This is a genomic window from Streptomyces spiralis (assembly GCF_014654675.1).
Classification (GTDB): domain Bacteria; phylum Actinomycetota; class Actinomycetes; order Streptomycetales; family Streptomycetaceae; genus Streptomyces; species Streptomyces spiralis.
In genome coordinates, this window is sequence record NZ_BNBC01000008.1 from 49,074 (window position 1) to 71,704 (window position 22,631).

A 22,631-nucleotide genomic window follows, 5' to 3' on the forward strand; every position below is an offset into this window, starting at 1 on the left:
CGGGTTCAGCGGGCTGCGGCGGCGGGCCGGTCCGCGTGGCGCGGCCCGGATCGCGAGACGCGGTTGCCGCACATTGATACGTGGCACTTACATGCATCGCATGCAGAGCAGCCCTCACGCCCCGCGCACCGCCACCGGCACGACCCTGGACGCGGCCGGATCCGCCCCCGCGGACCGTGCCGCCCGCCGAGCCGTCACCGTCTTTCCCCTCCTCGTCATCGCCGCGGGCGTGGCGGGCCTCGCCCTTCCCGGTACCTTCGCCGTGTACGGCACCGACGTGCCCTACCTCCTCGGCGTGGTCATGTTCTGCATGGGGCTCACCATGTCCCTCGACGACTTCAAGGGCGTGGCCCGCCGGCCCTGGGCGGTCCTCCTCGGCCTCGTGGCCCACTACGTGATCATGCCGGGGCTCGGGTGGCTGATCGCGCATCTGCTGCACCTGTCGCCCGCCCTCGCGGCCGGCGTCATCCTCGTCGGCTGCGCGCCCAGCGGCACCGCCTCCAACGTGGTCACCTATCTCGCCCGCGGTGACGTCGCCCTGTCCGTTTCCGTCGCCACCGTCTCCACCGTCCTCGCGCCCCTGCTGACCCCGCCGCTGACGCTGCTGCTCGCGGGCCAGTACCTGCCCGTCGACGCCGGGTCGATGGTGACCGACATCCTCAAGACCGTGCTGCTGCCCGTGATCGCCGGGCTCGTGGTGCGCCTGGCCGCCGGGAGGTACGTCGAGCGGGTGCTCGGCGCCATGCCGTGGCTGTCCTCGCTCGCGATCGCCGTCATCGTCGCCGTGGTCGTCGCGGGCAGTGCCCACGCCCTGAAGTCCGCTGCCCTCACCGTCCTGTTGGCGGTCGTGCTCCACAACGGCTGCGGGCTGGCCCTCGGCTACGGCTGCGGTCGGCTCGCCCGTCTCGGCCGGCCCGCCTCCCGTGCGATGGCCTTCGAGGTCGGCATGCAGAACTCCGGTCTCGCCGCCTCGCTCGCGACGGCCCACTTCAGCCCGCTCGCCGCGCTGCCCGCGGCCGTCTTCTCCGTGTGGCACAACATCTCGGGCGCGCTCGTCGCCGCGGGCATGGCGCGGCGTACGCACCGGACGCCCGGCGGCGCCGAGGAGTGAGCCGCGGCCGGTGATCAAGGCCCGCGTCACCCGATCGTTATGCAACCGTCGAGTTGCGCATGCGGGGTCGGCGTGCAACTCTGGGGTTGCACATTCGAGGACGTGAGTGAAGGAGTGCCCTCATGAGCGAGGACCGGATCGAACGCGAGACCCTGATCCAGGCATCCCTGGAACGGGTCTGGTCACTGGTGGCCCAGCCCGGGTTCTGGGTGGCCGACAAGGCGAGCCTGCCCGGCACGGTGGCCAGGGAAGGCGAGTCGATGGTGGCGAGGAACCCCGAGTACGGCGACTTCCCGGTGCGCGTGGAGAAGGTCGACCCGCCGACGTACCTGGCCTACCGCTGGGCCAGCGCGTTCCCCGGGGAAGAGCTGCGCGAGGACAACAGCACCCTCGTGGAGTTCACCCTGACGCCGGAGGGCGACGGGACGCGGCTCCGCGTCGTGGAAAGCGGCTTCGCCAGGCTGTCGGGGTCCGAGGAACTGCGCAACAAGGCGCTGAAGGACAACACCGGCGGCTGGCCGCTGGAGCTCGACGCGCTGAAGAAGCGCGCCGAAGAACAGCCGTCCGTGTGACGGACGAACACCGCGGCGACGCCTCCGCGGTCGACAGCGTGCTCGCCGCGCTGGCCGACCCGACACGACGGCAACTGCTCGATCTGCTCGCCGCACAGGGGCAGGCCACCGCCACGACGCTCGCCGAACGGCTCCCCGTCTCGCGGCAGGCGGTGGTCAAGCACCTCGCCGTCCTGGACGCCGCCGGGCTGGTCTCCGGCAGCCGGGTCGGACGCGAGGTGCGCTACGCCGTGCGGCCGGCGGCACTGGACGCGACGGCACGGTGGATGGCCTCGCTCGCGGCCGACTGGGACCGGCGCCTGGCGAACATCAAGCGCGCCGCCGAGGCCGCGGAACGGGATGCGAACTAGCCAGGTCGGTCTCGCGCCCCAGGAACGTCTGACCTGGCCGTGCGGTGCGACGAGCGTGCGGGACGACGAGCGTGCGGGACGACGAGCGTGCAGGGCCGACGAGGACGGGACGAACCCGGAAAGGAAGGAACACGAAAGAGGGAGGCAGACAGGAAGGCGGGAAGAGGGAAGGGAGACGGACCATGACCGCCCACAGGACCGGAACACGTCAGGAGTGGCTGGCGGCCCGGCTGGAGCTGCTCGAGGCCGAGAAGGAGCTGACCCGGCGCGGCGACGCCGTGGCGCGGCAGCGACAGGAGCTGCCCTGGGTCCGGATCGACAAGGAGTACCGCTTCGAGACGGACAAGGGAACGGCGTCCCTGGCCGATCTCTTCGAGGGGCGCTCGCAGCTGCTCGTCTACCACTTCATGTTCGGGCCGGACTACCAGGCGGGATGTCCCTCCTGCTCGGCGATCGCGGACGGCTTCGACGGCTCCGTCGCCCATCTCGCGCACCACGACGTCACGCTGTGCGCGGTGTCGCGGGCGCCGCTGGCGAAACTCCAGGCCTACCGGCGGCGTATGGGCTGGAGCTTCCCCTGGGCCTCGTCGTTCGGCAGCGACTTCAACCACGACTTCGGGGTGGCCCACACCAAGGAGGAGTGGGAGTCCGGATTCGTCGAGTACAACTTCCGCCCGATGGACGTGGGGCCCCCGGAGAGCGGTGAGGAGGACCCCGCACTGGTCGAGATGGCCGCGACGTGCGGCACGGACTGGCCGACGTACCGGCGGGAAGGGCCCGGCATGAGCGCGTTCGCCCTCCAGGACGGCGTCGTGCACCACACCTACTCGACGTACGAGCGCGGGCTGGACGTGCTGTGGGGCATGTACCAGTGGCTCGACCGCGCGCCGCTCGGACGCAACGAGACCGGTTTCTGGTGGCGCCGCCACGACGAGTACGAGAACAGGTGACAGACGACGAGGCGCCGGCCGGACAGGGAGGTGCCAGGGAGACGGCGAATCCGGTGGGGACTCGGGCCGGCGCTTCGTCCTGGACGTGACGGACGATCCTCAAGTCCGCCAGCTGTAGCGGCGCTCCGGACGGCCGGCCGTGCCGTAGCGCAGGGAGACGTCGGCGTTGCCCGTGGCGTGGAAGTACTCCAGGTATCGGCGGGCGCTGACCCGGGAGATGCCGGTGGCGCTCGCCGCCTCGGCGGCGGAGACCGTGCCGTCCGCGTCACGCAGGGCGTGCTCGATCAGCGCCGCGGTCTCCACGCTCAGCCCCTTCGGGAGAGTGCTGCCCACGGGGGGTGCGAACGCTCCCGCCAGGACATGGTCCACGTCCGCCTGGCCGCGGACGACCGTGGTGAGCAGCCGCCCGCGCCGGGCGGCGTACCGTTCGAGGCGGGGTTGCAGGTCCTCGTGGTCGAAGGGCTTCAGGAGGTAGTCGACGACGCCGTGACGTACCGCGCCCCGCACGGTCTCGGCCTCACGGGCCGCGCTGATGACCATCACGTCGCAGTCGTGCCCGGCGGTGCGCAGCCGGGGGATGACCTCAAGGCCGAAGAGGTCCGGAAGGTACAGGTCGAGCAGGACCAGATCCGGCCGGAGTGCGTCGACGGCCGCGATCGCCTGTTCGCCGGTGTGTGCCGTGCCCACCACGCGGAAGGCCGGAACCCGCTCGACGAAGGTGCGGTGCACCCGGGCCACCATGAAGTCGTCGTCGACGACGAGTACGTCGATGCTGCCTGCCTGCTCCGTCATCAGGTCGATCCTTCCGTTACCGCGCCGGCGGAGTGCCGCACGGACATGCGGGCGGTGAACTGCGCGCCCTCGGCGGTGTTGGTCACTGCGATCTCGCCGCCGCGGCGCTCGCAGACGAGCCGGGTCAGGGCGAGTCCGATGCCGCGCTCACCCTGCTGGGCCGCCTTGGTGGTGAAGCCATGGGCGAAGACCTCCTGGGCGAGTTCGGGAGCGACACCCGGGCCGGAGTCGCGGACCACGATCTCCACACTGGCCGCGTCCTGGCGCAGTTCGACCTGCACCCATGGCTCCGCAACCGCACTGTGTCCGGTCGTGGCGGCGTCGATCGCGTTGTCGACGAGGTTGCCGAGCACGGTCGCCACATCGGCGGCGTCCTCGGGGACCAGCCGGTCGAGTGCCGTGCGGTCCGAGACCCGCAGGGTGACCTTGCGCTCGGCGGCCTGAGAGGCCTTGGCCATCAGCAGGGCGGCGACCGCGGTGTCCCGCACCCTCCGGCCGATGGTCATGTCCAGTGACTGACGGCGCTGGTTCAACGCGCGGATGTAGCGCACCACTTCCTCCTGCTCGCCGATCTGGATCAGCCCGGAGATGGTGTGCAGCTGGTTGGCGAACTCATGGGCCTGTGCACGCAGCAGCTCCGAGGTGCTGCGGAAGGAACCGATCTCGCGTTCCAGCCGGGCGAGTTCGGTGCGGTCACGCAGGGTGGTGACGGAACCCAGCGGCCGTCCGTCCTTGACCACGGTCATACGGTTCATGACCAGGACACGGCCGTGCCGGACGACGACCTCGTCCGGCCGGTCGGGCGCCTCCTCCTGGGCGCCGGTCAGGACGTCGAGCAGGCGTCCCTCGACGCCGAGCTGGGCGAGGTCGCGGCCCACGCAGTCCTCGGGCAGGTCCAGCAGCCGCCTGCCCATGTCGTTGATGAGGGTCACACGGTGCTGGGGGTCGAGGGCGACGACGCCCTCGACGATGCCGTACAGCATCGCCTCGCGGTGCTCGGCCAGCCCGGTGATCTCCCGCGGTTCCAGGCCGAGCGTCTGGCGTTTGACGCGCCGGGCCAGCAGCCAGGAGCCGACGACGCCGAGCGCACTGGCGATGCCCAGGTAGATGAGCAGGTAGGAGGAGGCTCCGCTCAGCCGCTTCCACACCGTCGGCGACGCCTCGCCGATCATGACCGTGCCCAGGTTCCGGCCGAGGTTGCTCCCGGTCGCGCCCAGCACCGGCACCTGCGCCACCAGCTCCCTGCTGCCGTCCCAGTCCAGCGACCCCGACCAGCCGCGCCCACGACCTACCCCCGGGCCCAGCGGCAGCCGCTCACCGACCACAGTGGGGTTGGTCGAGCTGACGACACGGCCGTCGCGGTCGGCCACGGTGACGGAGGTGACGTCGGACTGCACCCGTGTGGAATGCACGAGCGGGGCCAGCGCCTCCATCGGTGCGGGCCCCACCAGTCGGCTGCGCACCAGCGGCTGGGCGGCCAGCTGCTCGGCCAGCGCACTCACCCGGCGGCCTTCCACGCGGTTGAACGTGGTCTCCGACTGCGCGAGCGAGACCGCGGCGACCGCCAGCAGCACCACCACGACGATCGCGAGCTGGAGCACCAGCATCTGCCCCGCGAGCGTATGGCGACGGAACGTGGCGACCACAACGAACTCAATCTCTCCTTCTGACACAACCTGGGCGGCGGCCTCCGCCAGGTCGCACAATCATGACGTTCGTCCGGCGAGAAGCGAAAGAGAGGTGCCATGAGAGGTCGCAGACGAGCCTTGTCGGGCGCCCTCGCGGCCGTGCTGTCGGCGCTTCTCGCGGCCTGCGGTGTGTGGCCGGGCGCCGGGGACGCACCCGACGACGGACTGCGGATCATGGTGCCGAACACGCCCGGAGGCGGCTACGACACCACCGCACGCACGGTGGCCCGCGTGCTCGAGGAGACCCGGACCGCCGCGGACGTGCAGGTGTTCAACCTGCCCGGAGCGGGTGGCACGGTGGGTCTGCAGCGCGTCGTCGACGAACGGGGCAACGGCCGGCTCGCCCTGCAGATGGGCCTCGGTGTGCTGGGCGCCTCGCACGTCGCGCACGCACGGGTGACCGTCGCGCAGACCACGCCCCTCGCACGTCTGATCGAGGAGCCCGAAGCCGTGGTGGTCCGCAGCGACTCGCCGTACCGCACCATCGGCGACCTGGTCGCCGCGTGGCGCGAGCAGCCCGGCGGCCTCAGGGTCGGCGGTGGCTCGTCCCTGGGCGGCCCGGACCACCTCATGCCCATGGAGCTGGCCGGAACGGTCGGCATCGATCCGGGAAGGGTGAAGTACCTCGCCTACGACGGCGGTGGCGGCGAGCTGCTGCCCGCGCTGCTGGACGGCAGGGTCGACTTCGCCACCAGCGGTATCGGCGAGTTTCTCGACCAGATCGCGGCCGGCCAGCTGCGGGTGCTCGCAGTCACGAGCGACCGGCCGGTCGCGGCGCTGCCCGGCGTACCGACGCTCAAGGCCGCCCGTATCGACCTGGTCTTCGACAACTGGCGGGGCATCGTCGCCCCACCCGGTATCGGGGCCGCGGACCGCGCCCAGTGGATCGAAGCGCTGAGGGCACTGCATGCGTCCCGGCAGTGGAAGGCCGAACTCACCCGCCACGGCTGGACCGACGCCTTCCTCAGTGGCTCCGCCTTCACCACATACCTGACCCGGGAGGACCGGGCTGTGGCCGATCTGATCACCCGTCTCGGACTGGCCTGACCCCGTCCCGCCGTCCCGTCCGACCGGCGGACACGGCGACCGGCGCTTCCTTCTCACACCCTGACGACCCGCACAGGCCCGTGACTCACGCATGCCCTGCTGACTCACCTGCCTTGGCATGTCCTTGGAAAGGTACCCGTATGACCGCGCACAGCTGGTGGCTGCTGCTCATCCTCGCCGTGGCGATCGCCGCGCTGATCTACCTCATCAACTCACGGCTGCGCATCCATCCGTTCGTCGCGCTGGTGGTGGTCACGGTCGGCACAGGACTCGCGGCGGGAGAGCCCGTCGCCGACCTCGTCGGGTCGATCGAGGACGGCGCGGGCGGCACCCTCGGCGACGTCGGCGTCACCCTCGCCCTGGGCGCCATGCTCGGCCGCCTGCTGTCCGACTCCGGAGCCACCGACGTCATCGCGCGCGCCCTCGTCGACCGGTCCGACACCCGCAGGCTGCCCTGGCTGGTCGGAGCCGCGGCGTTCGTCATCGGCATCCCCATGTTCTTCGAGGTGGGCCTGATCGTCCTGCTGCCGTTGATCTTCAGCGTGGCCCGCAGGCTGGAGGATCACGGCGGCACGAAAGGCAGCCCGTACGTCCTCCTCGGCGTGCCCGCCATCGCTTCCCTGTCCACCCTGCACGGTATGCTCCCGCCTCACCCCGGCCCGCTGACCGCCATGACGGGCCTGCACGCCGATCTGGGTCTCACGCTCGCCGTCGGCATCATCTGCGCCCTGCCCACCGTCGTCCTGGCCGGCCCGGTCTACGCCCGCTGGATCGCGCCCCGGCTCCCCGACGTCCGGCCCGACGCCGAACTGGTGGCGCAGTTCACCGGACCCGAGCGGGTCGCGGCTCCGGCCTCGTCGGGTCCCGGCGCTCAGCTCCGTACGGCCGCGCCGCCCCGCACCGGTGTGCCCACCGGCCTTGCCGTGGCCGCAGTTCTCGTTCCCGTCGTCCTCATGCTGCTGCGCACCTTGGCCGAGACCCTGCTCGACGAGGGCGACGGTCTGCGGGCCGCCCTGGGATTCGTCGGGGAGCCGCTCGTGGCGATGCTCGCCGGACTGCTCTTCGCCCTGGCCGTGACGGTCGTCGGCAGCGGCCGCTCCGGTGAGGACACCCGCGCATCCCTGACCGACAGCCTGAAGTCCATCGCCGCGATCCTCCTCATCATCGGTGGCGGGGGAGCGTTCAAGCAGGTCCTGCAGGACTCCGGCATCGGCGACGCCATCGCCTCGGCCGCCAGGGGCGCCCACCTCAACGTGATCGTGCTGGGCTGGCTCATCGCCCTGCTCCTGTCGCTGACCACGGGCTCGGCCACGGTCGGTATCGTCTCGGCGACGGGCATCGTGGCCCCGCTCATCGGTCACGGCGGAGGACTGGAGGCATCCCTCCTCGTGGTCGCGATCGGCGCGGGCTCCATCGGCCTCAACTACGTCAACCACGCGGGCTTCTGGCTGGTGAAGGAGTCGTTCGGAATGGACCTCGCCCAGGCCGCCAAGACCCAGACCGTGGTCCAGACACTGGTGAGCGTGTTCGGACTCGGCATGGCTCTCCTGGTGTCCGTGTTCGCCTGACAGTGTCACCTGCTCGTGCCGAGCGACAGCGCACCGCGGCGGGCAGCACCCGCCGGCCGGCTGTGCGACGCGCGCGTGCCGGGGGGTACCCGCCGTCGGGCCCCCGGCCGTGTGGCGGTTTCCGTCAAGCGTCCCAGTGGTCGAGGAGGACGTCGGCGAGGTCCGTGGCGGGTTCCGCGGCCGCGCCGTGGAGCGCCTGCTCGGTCCAGATGACCTTGCCCCGGGAGGTGTACCGGGTGCCCCAGCGCTGGGCGAACCGGGCGACGAGGAACAGGCCGCGGCCGCCCTCGTCGGTGAGCCGGGCGCGGCGCAGGTGCGGGGACGTGCTGGAGCCGTCGGCGACCTCGCAGATCAGGCTTCGGTCGAGCAGCAGACGCAACCGGATGGGCGGGGCGCCGTACCGGATGGCGTTGGTGACCAGCTCGCTGACGATCAGCTCGGTGCTGAAGGCGGTCAGGTGCAGATCCCAGGCCTCCAGCTGACGGGCGGTCTCGGAGCGGACGCGGGAGACGGCCGCCGGGTCCGGGGGCACGTCCCACTCGGCGACCCGGGAGGGGTCCGTCAGCCTGGTGCGGGCGACGAGCAGGACGATGTCGTCGCTGCGGCGTTCCGGGAGCAGGGCGTCCAGGACCGCCTGGCAGGTCTGTTCCGGGCCGAGGCCGGGGCGGGCCAGGGCGTCTCGCAGCAGCGCCAGGCCGGTGTCGAGGTCGCGCCGGCGGTTCACGAGCAGTCCGTCCGTGAACAGGGCCAGCCGACTGCCCTCCGGCAGCTCCAGCACGGCGGTTTCGAACGGGTGACCGCTGCCCAGGCCGAGCGGTGGTGAGGGGGGTGTGTCCGGGAAGGCGACCGTGCCGTCGGGGCGGACCAGGGCGGGGCCCGGGTGCCCTGCGCTGGCGATGGTGCACACACCGGAGACCGGGTCGTAGACGGCGTACAGGCAGGTGGCGCCGGTGATGCCGTCGGCCTCGCCGCCGTCCGCGTCGGCGGCCGGCTGGTCCAGGTGGGCGACCAGCTCGTCCAGGTGGGCCAGGAGCTCGTCGGGGGAGAGGTCCAGTGCGGAGAAGTTGTGCACGGCGGTGCGCAGCCGGCCCATGGTCGCCGACGCGTGCAGGCCGTGGCCCACGACGTCACCGACCACCAGCGCGACACGTGTGCCGGGCAGCGGAATGACGTCGAACCAGTCGCCGCACACCCCGCTCTGCGAGGGCAGGTATCGGTGGGCCACCTCCAGGGCGGACTGCTCCGGCACGCCCCGCGGCAGCAGGCTGCGCTGCAACGTCACCGCCATGGTGTGCTCGCGGGTGTAGCGGCGGGCGTTGTCGATCGCCACCGCCGCCCGTGCCGCCAGCTCCTCGGCGAACGACAGATCCTCCTCCACGAACGGCTCGGTGCTCCGCAGCCGCCAGAAGTCGGCCAACCCCAGCACCATGCCCCGAGCCCGCAACGGCACGGTGATCAGCGAGCGGATGCCGTGGCCCAGGAGTCTTCGGGCCCGCTCGGGATCCTGAGCGCGCCAGCCGACCGCGGTCCTCAGATCGGCCTCCAGGAGCGCGTGCCCGCCCGCCGCGCCCGCCGCCACGGGTGTGGTGGGCGCGAAGCCGACCAGCTCGCCCAGCGGGTACAGCGGTGAGTCCTTGGGGAGGCCGCTGACCGCTGTCCGGCGCATCCCGGTGTGCCCCTCCGGGGGCTCGTCGCCCCTGAGGACGGGCTCCAGCAGCTCGACGGTGGCGACGTCGGCGAAGCGCGGCACCGCCACCTCCGTGAGTTCCTCGGTCGTACGCACTACATCCAGCGTGGAACCGATGCGTGTCCCGGCGTCGTACAGCAGCTTCAGACGGTCCCGGGCCGCCTCGGCCGTGCCCGCCAGCACCCGCAGCTCCGTGGTGTCGCGCAGCGTCACCGCGGTCCCGGCGGGTCCGCCGTGGGCGGCGGTCGGCCGTACGTTCACCGCCAGCAGGCGATCACCCGCCAGGTGCACCTCGTCGGTCACCACCTGCTCCGAGGTCAGCAACTCGGCCATGTGCGTGTCCAGACCGAGATCCGAGACCGGGCGCCGCTGGGCGTCCGCGGGCAGGCCCAGCAGCCGCCGGGCCTCGTCGTTGGCCAGCAGCAGCCGCCCGTCACCTCCGATGATCAGCACCCCCTCCCGCACCGAGTGCAGCACCGCGTTGTGGTGGTCGTACATCCGGGTGATCTCGGCCGGGCCGAGGCCACGGGTCTGGCGCCACAGGCGTCGGCTGAGCACCGCCGCCCCGCCCGTGGTGACGGCGACCGCGCCGGCGGTGGCGCCCAGCACCATCGGCAGCTGCCCCGTGACCCTCTCGCTGACGTGTTCGAGGGTGACCCCGGCGCCGACCGCGCCGACCACCGGGCCGCCAGGATCCCTGACCGGGACGAAGGCCCGGATCTGAGGCCCGAGAGAGCCGACACCCTCCTCCGTCACGGTCCGCCCGGCCAACAGGTCGGCCATGTCCGTCGTGGTGCGCACACCGGGGCGGCCCGCCATGGAGGAGAGGGCCACGTAGACTCCGCGCCGGTTCAGGACGCCCATGAAGTCGACGGCGGTGCGCTTCTGGGCCTGCTGGACCCGCGGCTGCAGCGCCGCGGTGGGATGCTGGGACCCGAGGGCTTCCGCGACTCCGGGAGAACTGGCGAAGCCCTGCGCGACGGCCAGCGAACGACTGCCGGCCTCGCGGACGCTCTCCCGCTGGGTCGTCAGGACCAGCAGGACGACCCCTGCGACGGCGAGGAGGAGCACGACCGCCACCTGCAGCAGGAACATCTGGCCGACGACACTGCGGACGCTCAGCACCGAAGGGCGCCCTCGCCGCCGGCCACCGGCGGCACTGTCCATGAACCACTCAGCCGGGGAAGAGCTGGATCGGATGCGGCATCCGGACATACTTCAATCTTGCGCCTGCTTCGGGCCGGAGCCGACTCGCGTCCGATTCCGGCCGGGGCCGGCCACCCGGCCTGGCACGCCGGCAGGCGCGCGTCCCCAACGGTGAGGTCGTCCAGAAATCGGTTCCTTGAAGTTCTCGACAGAAGCCGATTCTTGACACGGTTTCTCCCCAGGGCCGGCACCGCTCCCGGAGCCGTCCGATCGGGTGATCTTCGACGGGGGCCGCGTGCCGCCTGGGGGCTCGCTCGTCGCGGCGCGGGGACGGTTGCCCCCGCATCGCCCTGGTCAGCGGCTCCGCGACAGGGCGAGACCGGCCGCGCTCGAGTGGCCGCCTACGCGCATAGTGGGAGGGGACGGGGCCGCCGGACGGGAAGGGAGAGCGCCTGTGACGACACCGCCGATCGACTACCAGGCGTTGTTCGCCGCCACACCCAGTCCGTACGTGGTGCTCGGCCCCGATCTGGTGATCCTCGACGTCAACGCCGCCTTCTGCCTCGCCAGCCGGCGCCCCAGCGAGGACCTGGTCGGGCGGTATCTCTTCGACGCGTTCCCCGACAACCCGGCCGACCCCGACGCCGACGGCGTGCGGAACCTGAGCGCCTCCCTGCACCGGGTGCTGCGCTCGAAGGAGCCGGACACCATGGCGGTGCAGAAGTACGACATCCCCGTCTCCGAACACCCCGGGGTGTTCGAGGAACGCTGGTGGTCCCCGATCAACACACCCGTGCTGGGCCCGGACGGACAGGTGGCCTGGATCATCCACCGGGTGGAGGACGTCACCGCGTTCGTGCTCTCCCACACCGAGCAGCCACAGGAGGGGCAGGCGCTCACCGAGCGGCAGGCCATGGAGGCCGAACTCTACGCCCGGGCGCGGGAACTGCAGCTGCTCAACGAGCAGCTGCGGCAGGCCCACGCCAGGGAACGGCAGGTCGCCGTCACCCTCCAGGAGGCCATGCTGCAGGCCCCCGACCTGGCCGGGCACCGCAACATCGCCGTGCGCTACCTTCCCGCCGCCAAGGGGCTGAACGTGTGCGGCGACTGGTACGACGTGGTGGACCTTCCCGACGACAGCTTCACCGTCGCCGTCGGCGACGTCGTCGGACACGGCCTGGAGGCCGCCGCCGTCATGGGCATGCTCCGCAGCGCCCTGTCCGCCGCCATCCGCGCCCTGCGCGAGCCCGACCGGGCCATGGAGGTGCTGGGCCTGTACGCCCGCTCGGTGGACGGAGCGCTGGCCACCACCGCCGTCAAAGCCGTCGTCGACACCCGACGGCGGCACATCACCTACAGCAGCGCCGGGCACCCGCCACCGGTCCTGGCCCATCCCGACGGCACCTTCGTCCTGCTCGACCAGGCCACCGACCCGCCCCTGGGAACGCGCCCGGAGCATGTCCCGCGCCCTCAGGCCGCCGTGCCCTACAGCCCCGGTGACACCCTCGTCCTCTACACCGACGGCCTCGTCGAACGCCGCGGCGAGGACATCGACGCCGGCCTGGGCCGGCTGACCGACGTCCTCACCGACCATCCGCGTCTCAACCCGGACCACCTCGCCGACACCCTGTTGTCCCGCCTCGGCGTCAGCGGCGGCGGACACGACGACATCGCCTTGATCGTCGTCCGCCTGTAGCCCACACCCCTGACCGCCGCAGCCGACTAGCAGCCCTGGGGGACCGTGGCCCGCAGTTCCCTCACGAAGGCGCGCACGACGGCGGACCGGGCCAGTTCGGAGGTGGTGACGTAACCGACCTGCCGTGTCGGGCGGTCCGACCCGAGATCGGTGACGGACACCGCCTCCGGTGCGCCGGTCAGGGAGAGCGCGGGCATGATCGCCATGCCGTGTCCCGCGCTCACCAGGGACAGCACGGTTCCGTCGTCCTCGGCCTCGACGGTCGCCGCCGGGATCCAGTCCTGCGCGGCCCACCAGCGACGGGTGTACGAGCCGCAGTTCTCCGCCCAGTCGACCAGCGGCAGCGAGCGCGGGTCGGTGTGGCCCTCCGGGTGCACCAGGGCGTACGGCTCGTCGAAGAGCCCGCTCGCGACCAGACCCGGCGGTGGCGGCACCGAGCCGCCCAGTGTGGCGATCGCTATGTCGGCCTTCCCGTCGGCCACTTCGCCCGCGGTGCCGCGCCCCACCTCGCGCACGATCCGTACCCGCGGCTCGATCCCGGGGTGCCGGGCGCGCAGCCGCTCCAGGACGGGTGGCAGCAGGTGCAGGGCCGCGCTGCGGAACGCCGCGATCCGCAGCGGCCCCCGGGCCGCGTCGGGCCGGGCCGCCTCGCGTGCCTCGGCGGTCAGGACCTGAAGCAGGCGCAGGATGCGGCGCGCGTGTGCGACGGCCTTCTCCCCGGCGGGGGTGGGGCGGGCGCCGGTGCGCGCACGGTCGAAGAGGACCGCACCTATCTTGCGCTCGCTGCCGCGCACGGAATGGGACACCGCGGACTGGGTCACACCGAGCGCGTCCGCCGCGGCAGAGAAGCCGCCGGTGTCCGCGACCGCCACCAGGATGCGCAGCTCGTGCGGGGCGAGATCGGGGTCGGTCGTGCGGGCCACGGGGCGCTCACCTCAACGTATGAGAACTGCTCATGGAACGGTCTGTCGCATGAGCGCAACCGGCTGCCGGGGAGGGGCATTCCCGTCCTACGGTCCGGGCATGAACGAGACCGCGCTCACCGTGCACCAGACCGCCCGCCCCCACGGCTTTCCCACCCCCGGTCACTTCGCCTTCGTCGAGTCCGCGCTGCCGGAGCCCGCCGCCGGCAGCGCTCTCGCGGACAACCTCTACTGGTCCGTCGACCCCTACCACCGCGAGATGATGGACGACGTGCCCGGCGGCTTCGCGCTCGGCGCCCCGCTGGAGGGCCGCACCATCGGGCGGGTGATCGCCTCGTGCACTCCTCGGCTGGCCGAGGGCGAGCTGGTGTTCCACCGGCAGGGCTGGCGCACGCACGCCGTGGTCACACCCGAGGAGGTCCGGCGGCTGCCCCGCCTCGAGGGCGTGCCCGTGACCGCGCACCTGAGCATCCTCGGCGGCACCGGCCTGACCGCCTATGTGGCCCTGACCCGGATCGCCCGGCTGAAGGAGGGCGAGGACCTGTTCGTGTCGGGTGCCGCGGGCGGGGTCGGCACGGCGGCCGGGCGGTTCGCCCGGCTGCTCGGCGCCGGACGGCTCGTGGGCAGCGCGGGCTCGGCGGCCAAGGCCCGCCACCTGGAGCGCGAGGTGGGCTACGACGCCGTCTTCGACTACCACGACGGGCCCGCCGCCGACCTGCTCGGCAAGGCCGCACCGGACGGCATCGACGTGTTCGTCGACAACGTCGGCGGCGAGCAACTGGCCGCGGCGGTGGGGGCGCTGCGCGAATTCGGGCGGATCGTCCGCGTCGGCACGATCAGCCAGTACAACACCCCCGGCGCGCCGCAGCCGCGCTTCGACCACGCGGACATCGTGGAGAAGAGCATCCGCATGGAGGGCTTCCTGGTGCGCAACCACCGCGACGTGCAGGAGGAGTTGTACGACTTCGCCGTACCGCATCTGCGCAGCGGCCGGCTCGCCGCCGACGAGACCGTGGTCGACGGGTTCGAGCACATCGTGGACGCGTTCCTGGGCATGCTGCGCGGCGAGAACACCGGCAAGATCATTGTCCGGGACCGCACGCAGGCCGCCGGCACCGGCAGCACGCCCCCCGCCGCCGTCAGCGGCTCGTGAGGACCACGAGTCGCTGGGTCGCCCTGGTCATCGCGACATAGCGGTCGACGGCTCCTTCGACGCCCTCGCCGAACTCCTCCGGGTCGACGAGGACGACCAGGTCGAACTCCAGCCCCTTCGACAGCTCCGGCGTCAGCGACCGGACACGGGAGGACGTGCCGCGGAACGTGGGACGGCCGATGACGCAGGCGATCCCCTCGGCATGTGCGGCGAGCCAGGTGTCCAGGACCGAGTCGAGGTCGCCGACCGGTCCGTGGACGACGGGGACGCCGCCGCTGCGGATGGAGGTCGGCACGTTGGCGTCCGGGAGCACCGCCCGGATGACCGGCTCGGCCTCCGCCATGACCTCTTCCGGCGTCCGGTAGTTGATGCTCAGGGAGGCCACGTCGATCCGGTCGAGCCCGACCCGCGCCAGCCGTTCCTGCCACGACTCCGTGAACCCGTGCCGGGCCTGGGCGCGGTCCCCGACGATGGTGAAGCTGCGGGACGGGCAGCGCAGCAGCAGCATCTGCCACTCCGCGTCGGTCAGTTCCTGCGCCTCGTCCACCACGACGTGCGCGAACGGACCGGCCAGCAGGTCGGGTTCGGCGTGGGGCAGCGCGTCCTCGTCGACCAGGGAGTTCTGCAGGTCCTGGCCCTTCAGCATCGTCATCAGCATGCCCTGCCAGTCGTCGTCGGTCCTGAGCAGGTTCTCGGTGACCTGGGCCCGGTACTCGCGTTCGGCGGCGACGGAGGCCTCCCGCCGACGCTTGCGCCGGGACGCCTCCGGGTCGCCGAGCCTCTGCCGTGCCGCGTCCAGGAGCGGCAGATCGGACACCGTCCAGGCCCGGGGGTCGGCGCGCTGCAGCCTGCGGACCTCCTCCGGACCGAGCCAGGGAGCGCACATCCGCAGGTAGGCCGGAACCGACCACAGGTCTCCGACGAGGTCGGCCGCCTCGATCAGCGGCCATGCGCGGCCGAGGGCCGCGTTCAGCTCCTCGTCCTGCCGCAGCGCCCTGCGGAACAGGTCGGGCGGGACGTCGCCCTCGTACTTGTCCATCAGGATCTCGGCCAGCTTCTCCCAGATCTGCTCCCGCGCCTCGTTGTGCGGGGTGCCGGGTTCCGGCGCCTCGAAGGCCTCGGCCCAGTCGCCGGCGGTCAGCCGGAGGTCGGACCAGTCGACCGTGACCGTCAGTGCCTCGGTGGGCGGCTCCTCGTAGAACCTGACGGCCTTTTCGATGGCCTTCACCATGTCCGCGGACGACTTCAGACGGGCCACCTCCGGGTCGGTCTCCACCGTCGCCGAGGCGCCCTCGGCGACGAGGTCCCGCAGGATGCAGGTCTGCACCCCCTCCTCGCCGAGGCTGGGCAGGACATCGGAGACATAGGACAGGTAGGGCCGGTGCGGGCCGACGAACAGCACCCCGCCGCGCCGGTGGCCGAGGCGAGGGTCGGAGTAGAGGAGGTGGGCGGTGCGGTGCAGGGCGACGACGGTCTTTCCCGTGCCCGGCCCGCCGTCGACCACGAGGGCGCCACGGGACCCGGCCCGGATGATGGCGTCCTGGTCGGCCTGGATGGTGGCGAGCACGTCCCGCATCCGCGACGACCGGTTGGTGCCCAGACTGGCGATGAACGCGGACTGGTCGTCGAGGGCCGCGCGCCCCTCGAGACCGTCGGCGGTGAACACCTCGTCCCAGTAGTCGCTGATCCGGCCGCGGGTCCACCGGTACCTGCGGCGGCTCACCAGACCCATCGGGTTGGCATGGGTGGCCGCGAAGAACGGCTCGGCGGCCGGGGAACGCCAGTCGATCAGCAGCCGGCGGCCCTCGTTGTCGGTGAGGCCCAGCCGACCGATGTAGACGGGCTCGGCGCCGTCGTCGGGGACCATGTGCCCGAGGCACAGGTCCAGGCCGAAGCGGCGCAGGGTACGCAGCCGGGCGCTGAGCCGGTGCACCTCGATGTCCCGGTCCATCGCCTCCTGGCCCACCCCGCCGGGCGCCTTCAGCTCGGCGTCGAGCCGGTCGGACAGTTCGGCGACCGTCAGCTCCAGAGTCTCGGCGACGGCCGCGAACTGCTGCTCGTCGCGGGCGATCAGCGCCGGGTCGGCCTTGGGGGAGAGGGTGTCGGCAAGGTCAAACACGCTGGACGTCAGCGGGTTCACGTGATGGCTCCGATCTGTGGCCGCTCGCGGCCGTCGTGCGTGGCAGTGCGCTCGGCCGGAGATTCTGCGGCACACAGGGGGCCTTGCCGCAAGGCCCCCTGTGTGTTATAAGTTGAGAGTGGTAAGGAGTAGGTGACCTCCTTGCCTTTCTTTTTGCCGTCGGCTGCGAGTCTTCGGCGTCCACTGAGAGCCGGCCGGCAGGCCGACGGTGTCGTGCCGTCAGCCGTGCCGCAGGTAGCGGTTCAAGGGCGGCTCGTCCGCCAGGACGGCACCGATGGTCAGCGCGAAGGTGATGGCGGCGCACAGGACGATCAGCCAGGACAGCATGACCAGGACCATGCCGAGAGCGCCGTACTCGGACAGGGCACGGTTGAGCGCCGTGGGCATGTAGAGCCGGGCGGTCAGGCCGAGCGCGCTCGTGGCCGCCGCGGCGAGGAGCGCGCCCGGCAACAGCCGTGTCCACGGGACGCGGGCGGCCAGCAGCAGGTGCTGCGTCCAGAGCCACACGCCCGTCGCCACCACGAAGAGCAGGGGCGTACCGAGCCACAGTCCGGCGCCGAAGCCGTCGCGGATCGGACCTTGCAGAAAGACCACCAGGACCAGTGCCAGCAGCCAGACCACCCAGCGCCAGGCCGCGGCACGGGCGCCGGTCCTGGGCAGTCGCCAGGCGCGCTCGCAGACCCGGGCCATGGCACGGCTGAAGCTGGTCGCGGAGAGCAGTGTGATCAGCAGGCCGACGACCCCGGTGGTCTCGCGCAGGCTCTTGCCGGCGGGGTCGGTCAGGACCCGCTGCAGTTCCTCGTCGCACGCTCCGGTCAGGCCGAACATGGCGCGCAGCGAATCCCGGAGCTGGTCGCGCATGCTCTGTGGGGCGAACGCGGCGACGGCGAACAGGACGGGCACCGCGGCAAGGAACGCCTGGGCGGCCAGTCGCGTGCCGGCGTCCAGCAGGTTCGTGGACAGCAGACGGTTCGCCAGTTCGGTCACGACGGGGAAGCGCTGCTCGACGGTCGTCAGCAGACGCTGCAGTCGAGCCGTCCACGTCATGCCCGCACGTTAGAGCGGATCGCCCGCCGCTCGCATGCCGTGCGGCCGCCGTGACGACCGCTTCGCCCGGACGGCCCACGCGCGCTCGCGAGAGGGCCGCCCGGGCGACGGTCTACGGCGTGACCGTCGACGCGTTGCGGGCCGGCAGCACCTCCAGGTCGTCGAACCGGGAGGTCGTGTAGGAGTCGAGTCCCAGGCCGACCTGGCCGTGGCCGTAGGTGGAGTCGGTGACGTGGGCGACCTCGGTCCCGTCGACGCGGGCCGTGATCGTGTCGCCGGAGAAGCCCAGCGTGAGCCGGTGCCAGGTGTCCGCCGCGGCGGAGGGCAGGGTGCCGTTCGCCAGGACGCGGGTGGTCTTGTCCGGGGCGATGACCTCGAGCGCCCAGGTGCCGGAGTCCGACAGCTTCAGGTAGTAGCCCTCCCACACGTTGACGCGTGCGGGCCCGGCGTTGTTGAGCTGGTTCACCACACGGCCGAGCAGGGAGCCCGTGCCGGAGTGGTCGATCATGACCTTGGCGGAGACGGTGTAGTCGGTCCACTGACTGTCGCCGGACAGGGTGAGCGGACTGGCCACCCTGGACCACTTGGTGGGCTGCGTCGTGATGGCCTGGCGCAGACATCCGCCGGTTCCTCCGCTGCCGGAGGCGGCCTGCGGCGCGGTGGAGCAGGGCGCGACCTGGAAGGCGCCCTCCATGTCGGAGACGTAGCGCGGTGTGGCCGCGGTCGGGTAGCTGTCGAAGCCGTCGCGGTAGGGGAGGGCCATGACTTCCGCACGGGGCGCTCGCGCGGCCGCACTGCCCTTCCCGCCGGGCATGGTGGTCAATGTCGTGACGGTGCCCGGCTGCAGGGTGATGCCGTGGCCGCCCGTGGCGTCCGGGGACACATCGGCGCCCCGGACGAACCAGTCACTGGGGTCGGTGGACTCCAGGGTCGTCGTCCAGCGGTGCAGCGCACCGCGCGGCAGCTTCCCCGTCGGCGTGACGCTGACGTTCTGCGGTGCCGTCGCCGCGGTCGTCTCGAACACCGTCGTGTAGGCGGGGCGCGGCCCCGGCGAACGCAGGGTCACGTAGGTGCCGCCGCCGTCGAGGTAGCCGCTGGCGGAGTCGACATAGCTCCAGCCCGGCCGGGTGAACTGCGCCGTCTGGGCGATGGTCCACAGCGTCGGGCCGAGTTCGTAGTGGCCGCTCCACGGCTCGTTGGCACGGAGCAGACCGCTGCCCTGCATCTGGACGGTCGGGTACCAGGCGTACGCCGCAGGCCAGTTGATGAACGCGGTGATGCGGGAGTCGACGTACTCGTGGTTCATCTCCGCGGCGAGCCTGGTCGCCCCGGTGAGGTAGTTGTTCCAGCCCGACTCGCTGGCGAACAGCGGCTTGTCGAGACCGAGGGCGTCCGCCGAACTGGAGCAGTGGACGGCGGAGCACGGGTAGTGGATGCCGACGACGTCCGTGGCCGCGTCGAAGGCGGGGTCGTTCTTCATGTCGGTGGCGACCTGCCAGCCGGCGTTGTCGGCGGCCACCACCTTGACGTCACCGTGGCCGTGGCGTACCAGGGCGGCCTTCAGCTTCCCGTACCAGGCCGCGTCCCAGCCCTTCTCGTTCCAGCCGCCGAGGTAGTCGACGTGCAGGTCGTGCCGTTCGGCGCAGCCGAGCCACTGCATCAGATAGTCGATGTTGTCCTGGGACCAGAAGCCGCCGTCGAACCAGCCGGGCGCGCCCCACTCCAGGCCGTAGAACCGGATGTCCGGATTGCGCTTCCTGGCCTGCTCCATGAGCCACCACTCGTAGCCGCGGTCGCAGTCGACCTGCGTGCGGGTGCGCATGTGGCTGGGCTCGGCTCCGTTGCTGGAGTTGGTGTCCGCTCCGATCTCCACCTTGAGGATCTGGAGCGAGGCGCCGTACCCGGGCTTGAACAGGTAGTCCAGGATGCGGCTGCGCTCCGGCTCCGGGTAGTCGACGAGCAGCCGTGAGGTGCCGCCGCCCCCGCTGATGGCGCCGACACCGTCGAAGACACGCCCGGTGCCGTCGCCGTCCACGGTGATCTGCTGTACGGGGAGCGCGTCGGTCTCGGCGTGCGCGGTGGCCGGTGCGACGAGCGCCAGGCAGGACACGAGCAGGGCGCATACGGCGCGCGCGGTGCGCTCGGGGAGCCGGCGCAGTCCGCCGGCCCGTCTTCTTGTGCTGGGCATGGGTCCTCCGTGATTTGCTGGGCAGGGCGTTCAGAGCACGACGTGGGTGCGGCCGCGCGGCACCTTCCGCCCGCGGGCACGGCCGTCCTCGGGGAACACCTCGACGCGGGCGGGTCCGTCGGCGTTGATGTCGAAGGAGGCTCCGGAGCCGCCGAGCACGAAGCCGCGGACCGCCACGCGGGCGCCGGTGGCCCGGAAGACGGTGCGGCCGTCCCGGACGAGCGTGGTCCTGTCCGGTCCCGCGGAGACGGTGTAGATGTGGCCGCGCAGCCGCACGTTGGCGACGGTGTTGGTGCCCGGCAGCGAGAGCGTGCCGAACATCAGGGCGGCCGGGTCGCCGTCCCAGGGGTTGTCGGAGATGAGCTCGTGCAGACCCTGCACGGCCATCGCGTTGGACCAGGAGTAGGTGCGCCAGGCGGTGTCGACCGCGGAGTCCATGATGGACTGGCCGGGCTCGGGATCGAAGGACTCCGGGAACCAGTTCTCCTTGTCCCAGGCGTCCAGGTACATCGCGGTGCTCCGGGCGGCGAACCGGCCGGCCACGTCGTCGAAGCCGTACCGCTTGACGCCGTCGTACACGGTGGCGTTCATCGGCGGCCACACGGCGCCCTTCCACTGCTCGGGGGCGGTGCCCTCGCCGTACCGGTCGAAGAAGCGGAAGTGCTCGGAGGAGGGGTGCACCGGGCCGCCGGAACAGTAGGCCGGGTCGTTGCGGGCGACGCTCGGGACGACGTAGTCGCCCCAGAACTCCTGTGGGTCCAGCAGGTGTTGCTCGACCAGGATCCGGGCGCGCTCCGGCGTGGCGAGGCCCGCGAACATCGGGTAGAAGACGGTCGGCGTGACCACCTCGTTCCAGGTGCCGTCGAGGTAGCGGCTCAGGTACAGGCCCTTGTCGGGGTGCCACAGCCGGTCGTTGAGCAGCCGGCGGATCGTCTCGTACTGCGCGGCGAACCGGGTGGCGTCCTCTGGTCTGCCGAGCACGCCGGCCATCTTCGCCAGGGTCTCGGCGAGCAGCGCGTAGTAGGAGTTGAGCGCCACATCGGTGAGGTCGGTGTTGTCGCGCTTGTCGCCGCTGCCGCCCTGCTTGGCGATCCGGTGGTAGGAGGCGTACACGGGACTGTCGTCCAGGCCGAGGTGGTTGCCCCGGCCGCCGATCCGGTCCCCGAAGTAGGGGGTCTCCAGCAGGCCGTCCTTGTCGGTGTCCCACTCCGGCAGGAGGTCGTGGAAGGTGACGAGCTGGGGGTAGGTCTTCTCCAGCAGCGAGCGGTCACCGAACTTGGTGTACAGCCGCCACACTGCGTACGCGTGCATGGGCCCCGAGTTCTGCTGGTCGTAGCGCGGCCCCAGCAGCGGGACCTGGTTGGGCGGCGCCGGTGCCTCGAAGACGTCCGTCTCGTGCTGGACGGCGAGCGGGCGGCTGACAAGAGCGGCGTCCACGGCGTCGAAGGCCGAGTCCCATCCCGTGAACAGACCGCCGCCACCGCCCCATCCCCACATCACGAAGTTGCGGTGGCGCTCCTTGTCGTAGTTGGTGTTGAGCGACAGCGCGTCGCGCACCGCGTCCGCCGCCCGCCCCACCGGTCCCGAACCGGTGAGGTTGGCGCCGCGGACCCGCGCCCCGGCGGTGCCGAGGGCGTGCTCCACCTCGTGTGCCTCCGGCGTCCGGGCTTCCGGCGGCCGATCGTCGACGCGGGCGGCGAACGTGATGGTCCGCCCCTTGCCGAGCCGGTAGACGAGCGCGGCGACGGCGGTGCCCGGCGCGCCGCTGCCGCCGGTCACGGCCGCCGTCATGTCGGCCACCGAGGCGTAGCAGCCGCCGCTGTCGGCCGGGTCGGTGGGGGACAGCCGTATGTGACCGGTGCGGTTCTGCTCCAGCAGGCCCGGGGCACTGCCCGTCAGGTTCTGGCCGTCCAGGGCGAAGGCTGCCTGCTCGCCCCAGGGCGAGGACAGTTCGAGTACGACGGTCGTGTCGTCGTCGAGCGCGGTGACGGCGCCGACCAGGCCGCTTCCGTCGCCGGTGCGCGTGTACCGCACCCGTATGGTGCGCTTCTCGCTCTGCGTACGGTCGTACTTCTGCTGGAGCTGCGGCAGCTTCGCCGTGGCGTCGGCGACCTCGCTCTGCGACCACTGGTCGGGGTGCGCGATCACCTCGCGCAGCGCCTGGAGGTGCTCCGGCATGATCGTGCGGTCGTCGGTGGTGACCTGCACCTCCTTGTAAGCGCCGTCCGGCGTCATGGGACCGATCCGCCAGAGGTAGTTGGTCATCTTCTCGCGGAGCAGCTTGCCCTGCGCGGTGAGCAGGCCGACGCGCAGCGCGAACCGGGACTCGCCGGTGCCGACGAACAGCGCGCCGGTCCAGTCCTGTTCCCTGACGCCGGGCATGGCGAAGGGCCGCCGCAGCGTGGGGTACGGCAGGGCGGCCTCCTGCCCGGCGGACGCCTGCTCCGCAGGCGACGCGGCCGCCTCCGTGGCGGTGGCACCCGTCATCAGACCGGTCATGGCGCCGCCGAGGCCGGCCGCACCGACGGCACCGAGGAAGTGGCGTCTGGGCACCTGATGCTGTGTCATGTGCG

Annotated in this window: 16 protein-coding genes; 8 read left to right on the top strand and 8 right to left on the bottom strand. The window is 71.9% G+C overall.

Going from position 1 to position 22,631, the window contains the following annotated elements; all coding sequences use genetic code 11:
* Positions 1 to 100: 100 nt before the first annotated feature.
* The 4 genes from IE318_RS11020 (at position 101) to IE318_RS11035 (ending at position 2,983) form a co-directional block, all read left to right on the top strand.
* On the top strand, positions 101 to 1,111 hold the full coding sequence (locus IE318_RS11020) for a bile acid:sodium symporter family protein (protein WP_189899137.1): 1,011 nt from the start codon (positions 101 to 103) through the stop codon (positions 1,109 to 1,111).
* Positions 1,112 to 1,233: 122 nt separating this feature from the next.
* Positions 1,234 to 1,683 (top strand): SRPBCC domain-containing protein, encoded by a 450-nt coding sequence (locus IE318_RS11025; protein WP_030176927.1) that lies wholly within the window; start codon positions 1,234 to 1,236, stop codon positions 1,681 to 1,683.
* A complete protein-coding gene (locus IE318_RS11030) occupies positions 1,680 to 2,033 on the top strand; it encodes an ArsR/SmtB family transcription factor (RefSeq protein WP_189899139.1) in 354 nt (117 codons plus the stop codon). The genes IE318_RS11025 and IE318_RS11030 overlap by 4 nt, the downstream gene beginning before the upstream one ends.
* Before the next feature lie 182 nt (positions 2,034 to 2,215).
* Positions 2,216 to 2,983, top strand: a complete 768-nt coding sequence (locus tag IE318_RS11035; protein WP_189899141.1) for a DUF899 domain-containing protein — start codon at positions 2,216 to 2,218, stop codon at positions 2,981 to 2,983.
* 99 nt (positions 2,984 to 3,082) lie between these two features.
* Here the strand turns inward: IE318_RS11035 and IE318_RS11040 are convergent, their stop codons facing one another.
* Together IE318_RS11040 and IE318_RS11045 are read right to left on the bottom strand one after the other, a co-directional pair.
* Entirely contained in the window at positions 3,083 to 3,775 is a 693-nt protein-coding gene (locus IE318_RS11040) for a response regulator (protein ID WP_189899143.1), read from the bottom strand.
* Positions 3,775 to 5,421, bottom strand: a complete 1,647-nt coding sequence (locus tag IE318_RS11045; RefSeq protein WP_189899145.1) for a sensor histidine kinase — start codon at positions 5,419 to 5,421, stop codon at positions 3,775 to 3,777. The genes IE318_RS11040 and IE318_RS11045 overlap by 1 nt, the downstream gene beginning before the upstream one ends.
* Before the next feature lie 99 nt (positions 5,422 to 5,520).
* Here IE318_RS11045 and IE318_RS11050 point away from each other — a divergent pair, with 99 nt between their 5' ends.
* Both IE318_RS11050 and IE318_RS11055 read left to right on the top strand, forming a co-directional pair.
* Positions 5,521 to 6,510, top strand: coding sequence for a Bug family tripartite tricarboxylate transporter substrate binding protein (locus IE318_RS11050; RefSeq protein ID WP_189899148.1), 990 nt, complete (start codon positions 5,521 to 5,523; stop codon positions 6,508 to 6,510).
* Between the two features lie 140 nt (positions 6,511 to 6,650).
* Positions 6,651 to 8,078: a GntP family permease gene (locus IE318_RS11055; RefSeq protein WP_189899150.1), complete on the top strand. Its 1,428-nt coding sequence runs from the start codon at positions 6,651 to 6,653 to the stop codon at positions 8,076 to 8,078.
* Between the two features lie 124 nt (positions 8,079 to 8,202).
* Here the strand turns inward: IE318_RS11055 and IE318_RS11060 are convergent, their stop codons facing one another.
* A complete protein-coding gene (locus IE318_RS11060; protein WP_189899152.1) occupies positions 8,203 to 10,932 on the bottom strand; it encodes a SpoIIE family protein phosphatase in 2,730 nt (909 codons plus the stop codon).
* 433 nt (positions 10,933 to 11,365) lie between these two features.
* On the opposite strand from IE318_RS11060, the gene IE318_RS11065 reads away from it, so the two are divergent.
* Complete coding sequence (locus tag IE318_RS11065; RefSeq protein ID WP_189899154.1) at positions 11,366 to 12,607, top strand: SpoIIE family protein phosphatase; 1,242 nt, start codon at positions 11,366 to 11,368, stop codon at positions 12,605 to 12,607.
* Positions 12,608 to 12,633: 26 nt separating this feature from the next.
* Here IE318_RS11065 and IE318_RS11070 read toward each other — a convergent pair whose 3' ends face one another.
* On the bottom strand, positions 12,634 to 13,530 hold the full coding sequence (locus IE318_RS11070) for a LysR family transcriptional regulator (RefSeq protein WP_189899156.1): 897 nt from the start codon (positions 13,528 to 13,530) through the stop codon (positions 12,634 to 12,636).
* Between the two features lie 100 nt (positions 13,531 to 13,630).
* Between IE318_RS11070 and IE318_RS11075 the strand changes: the two genes are divergently transcribed.
* Entirely contained in the window at positions 13,631 to 14,683 is a 1,053-nt protein-coding gene (locus tag IE318_RS11075; RefSeq protein ID WP_189899158.1) for an MDR family NADP-dependent oxidoreductase, read from the top strand.
* Here the strand turns inward: IE318_RS11075 and helR are convergent.
* The 4 genes from helR to IE318_RS11095 all read right to left on the bottom strand — a co-directional run bounded on the left by helR (position 14,670) and on the right by IE318_RS11095 (position 22,626).
* Positions 14,670 to 16,823 carry an RNA polymerase recycling motor ATPase HelR gene (helR, locus tag IE318_RS11080; protein WP_189899160.1) on the bottom strand — a complete coding sequence of 718 codons (2,154 nt, stop codon included), beginning with the start codon at positions 16,821 to 16,823 and terminating at the stop codon, positions 14,670 to 14,672. The genes IE318_RS11075 and helR overlap by 14 nt on opposite strands.
* Positions 16,824 to 17,042: 219 nt before the next feature.
* Positions 17,043 to 17,870, bottom strand: coding sequence for a YhjD/YihY/BrkB family envelope integrity protein (locus IE318_RS11085; protein WP_189899162.1), 828 nt, complete (start codon positions 17,868 to 17,870; stop codon positions 17,043 to 17,045).
* Positions 17,871 to 17,982: 112 nt separating this feature from the next.
* Positions 17,983 to 20,058: a galactosylceramidase gene (locus IE318_RS11090; protein ID WP_189899164.1), complete on the bottom strand. Its 2,076-nt coding sequence runs from the start codon at positions 20,056 to 20,058 to the stop codon at positions 17,983 to 17,985.
* 30 nt (positions 20,059 to 20,088) lie between these two features.
* On the bottom strand, positions 20,089 to 22,626 hold the full coding sequence (locus tag IE318_RS11095) for an MGH1-like glycoside hydrolase domain-containing protein (RefSeq protein ID WP_189899166.1): 2,538 nt from the start codon (positions 22,624 to 22,626) through the stop codon (positions 20,089 to 20,091).
* Positions 22,627 to 22,631: the final 5 nt, after the last annotated feature.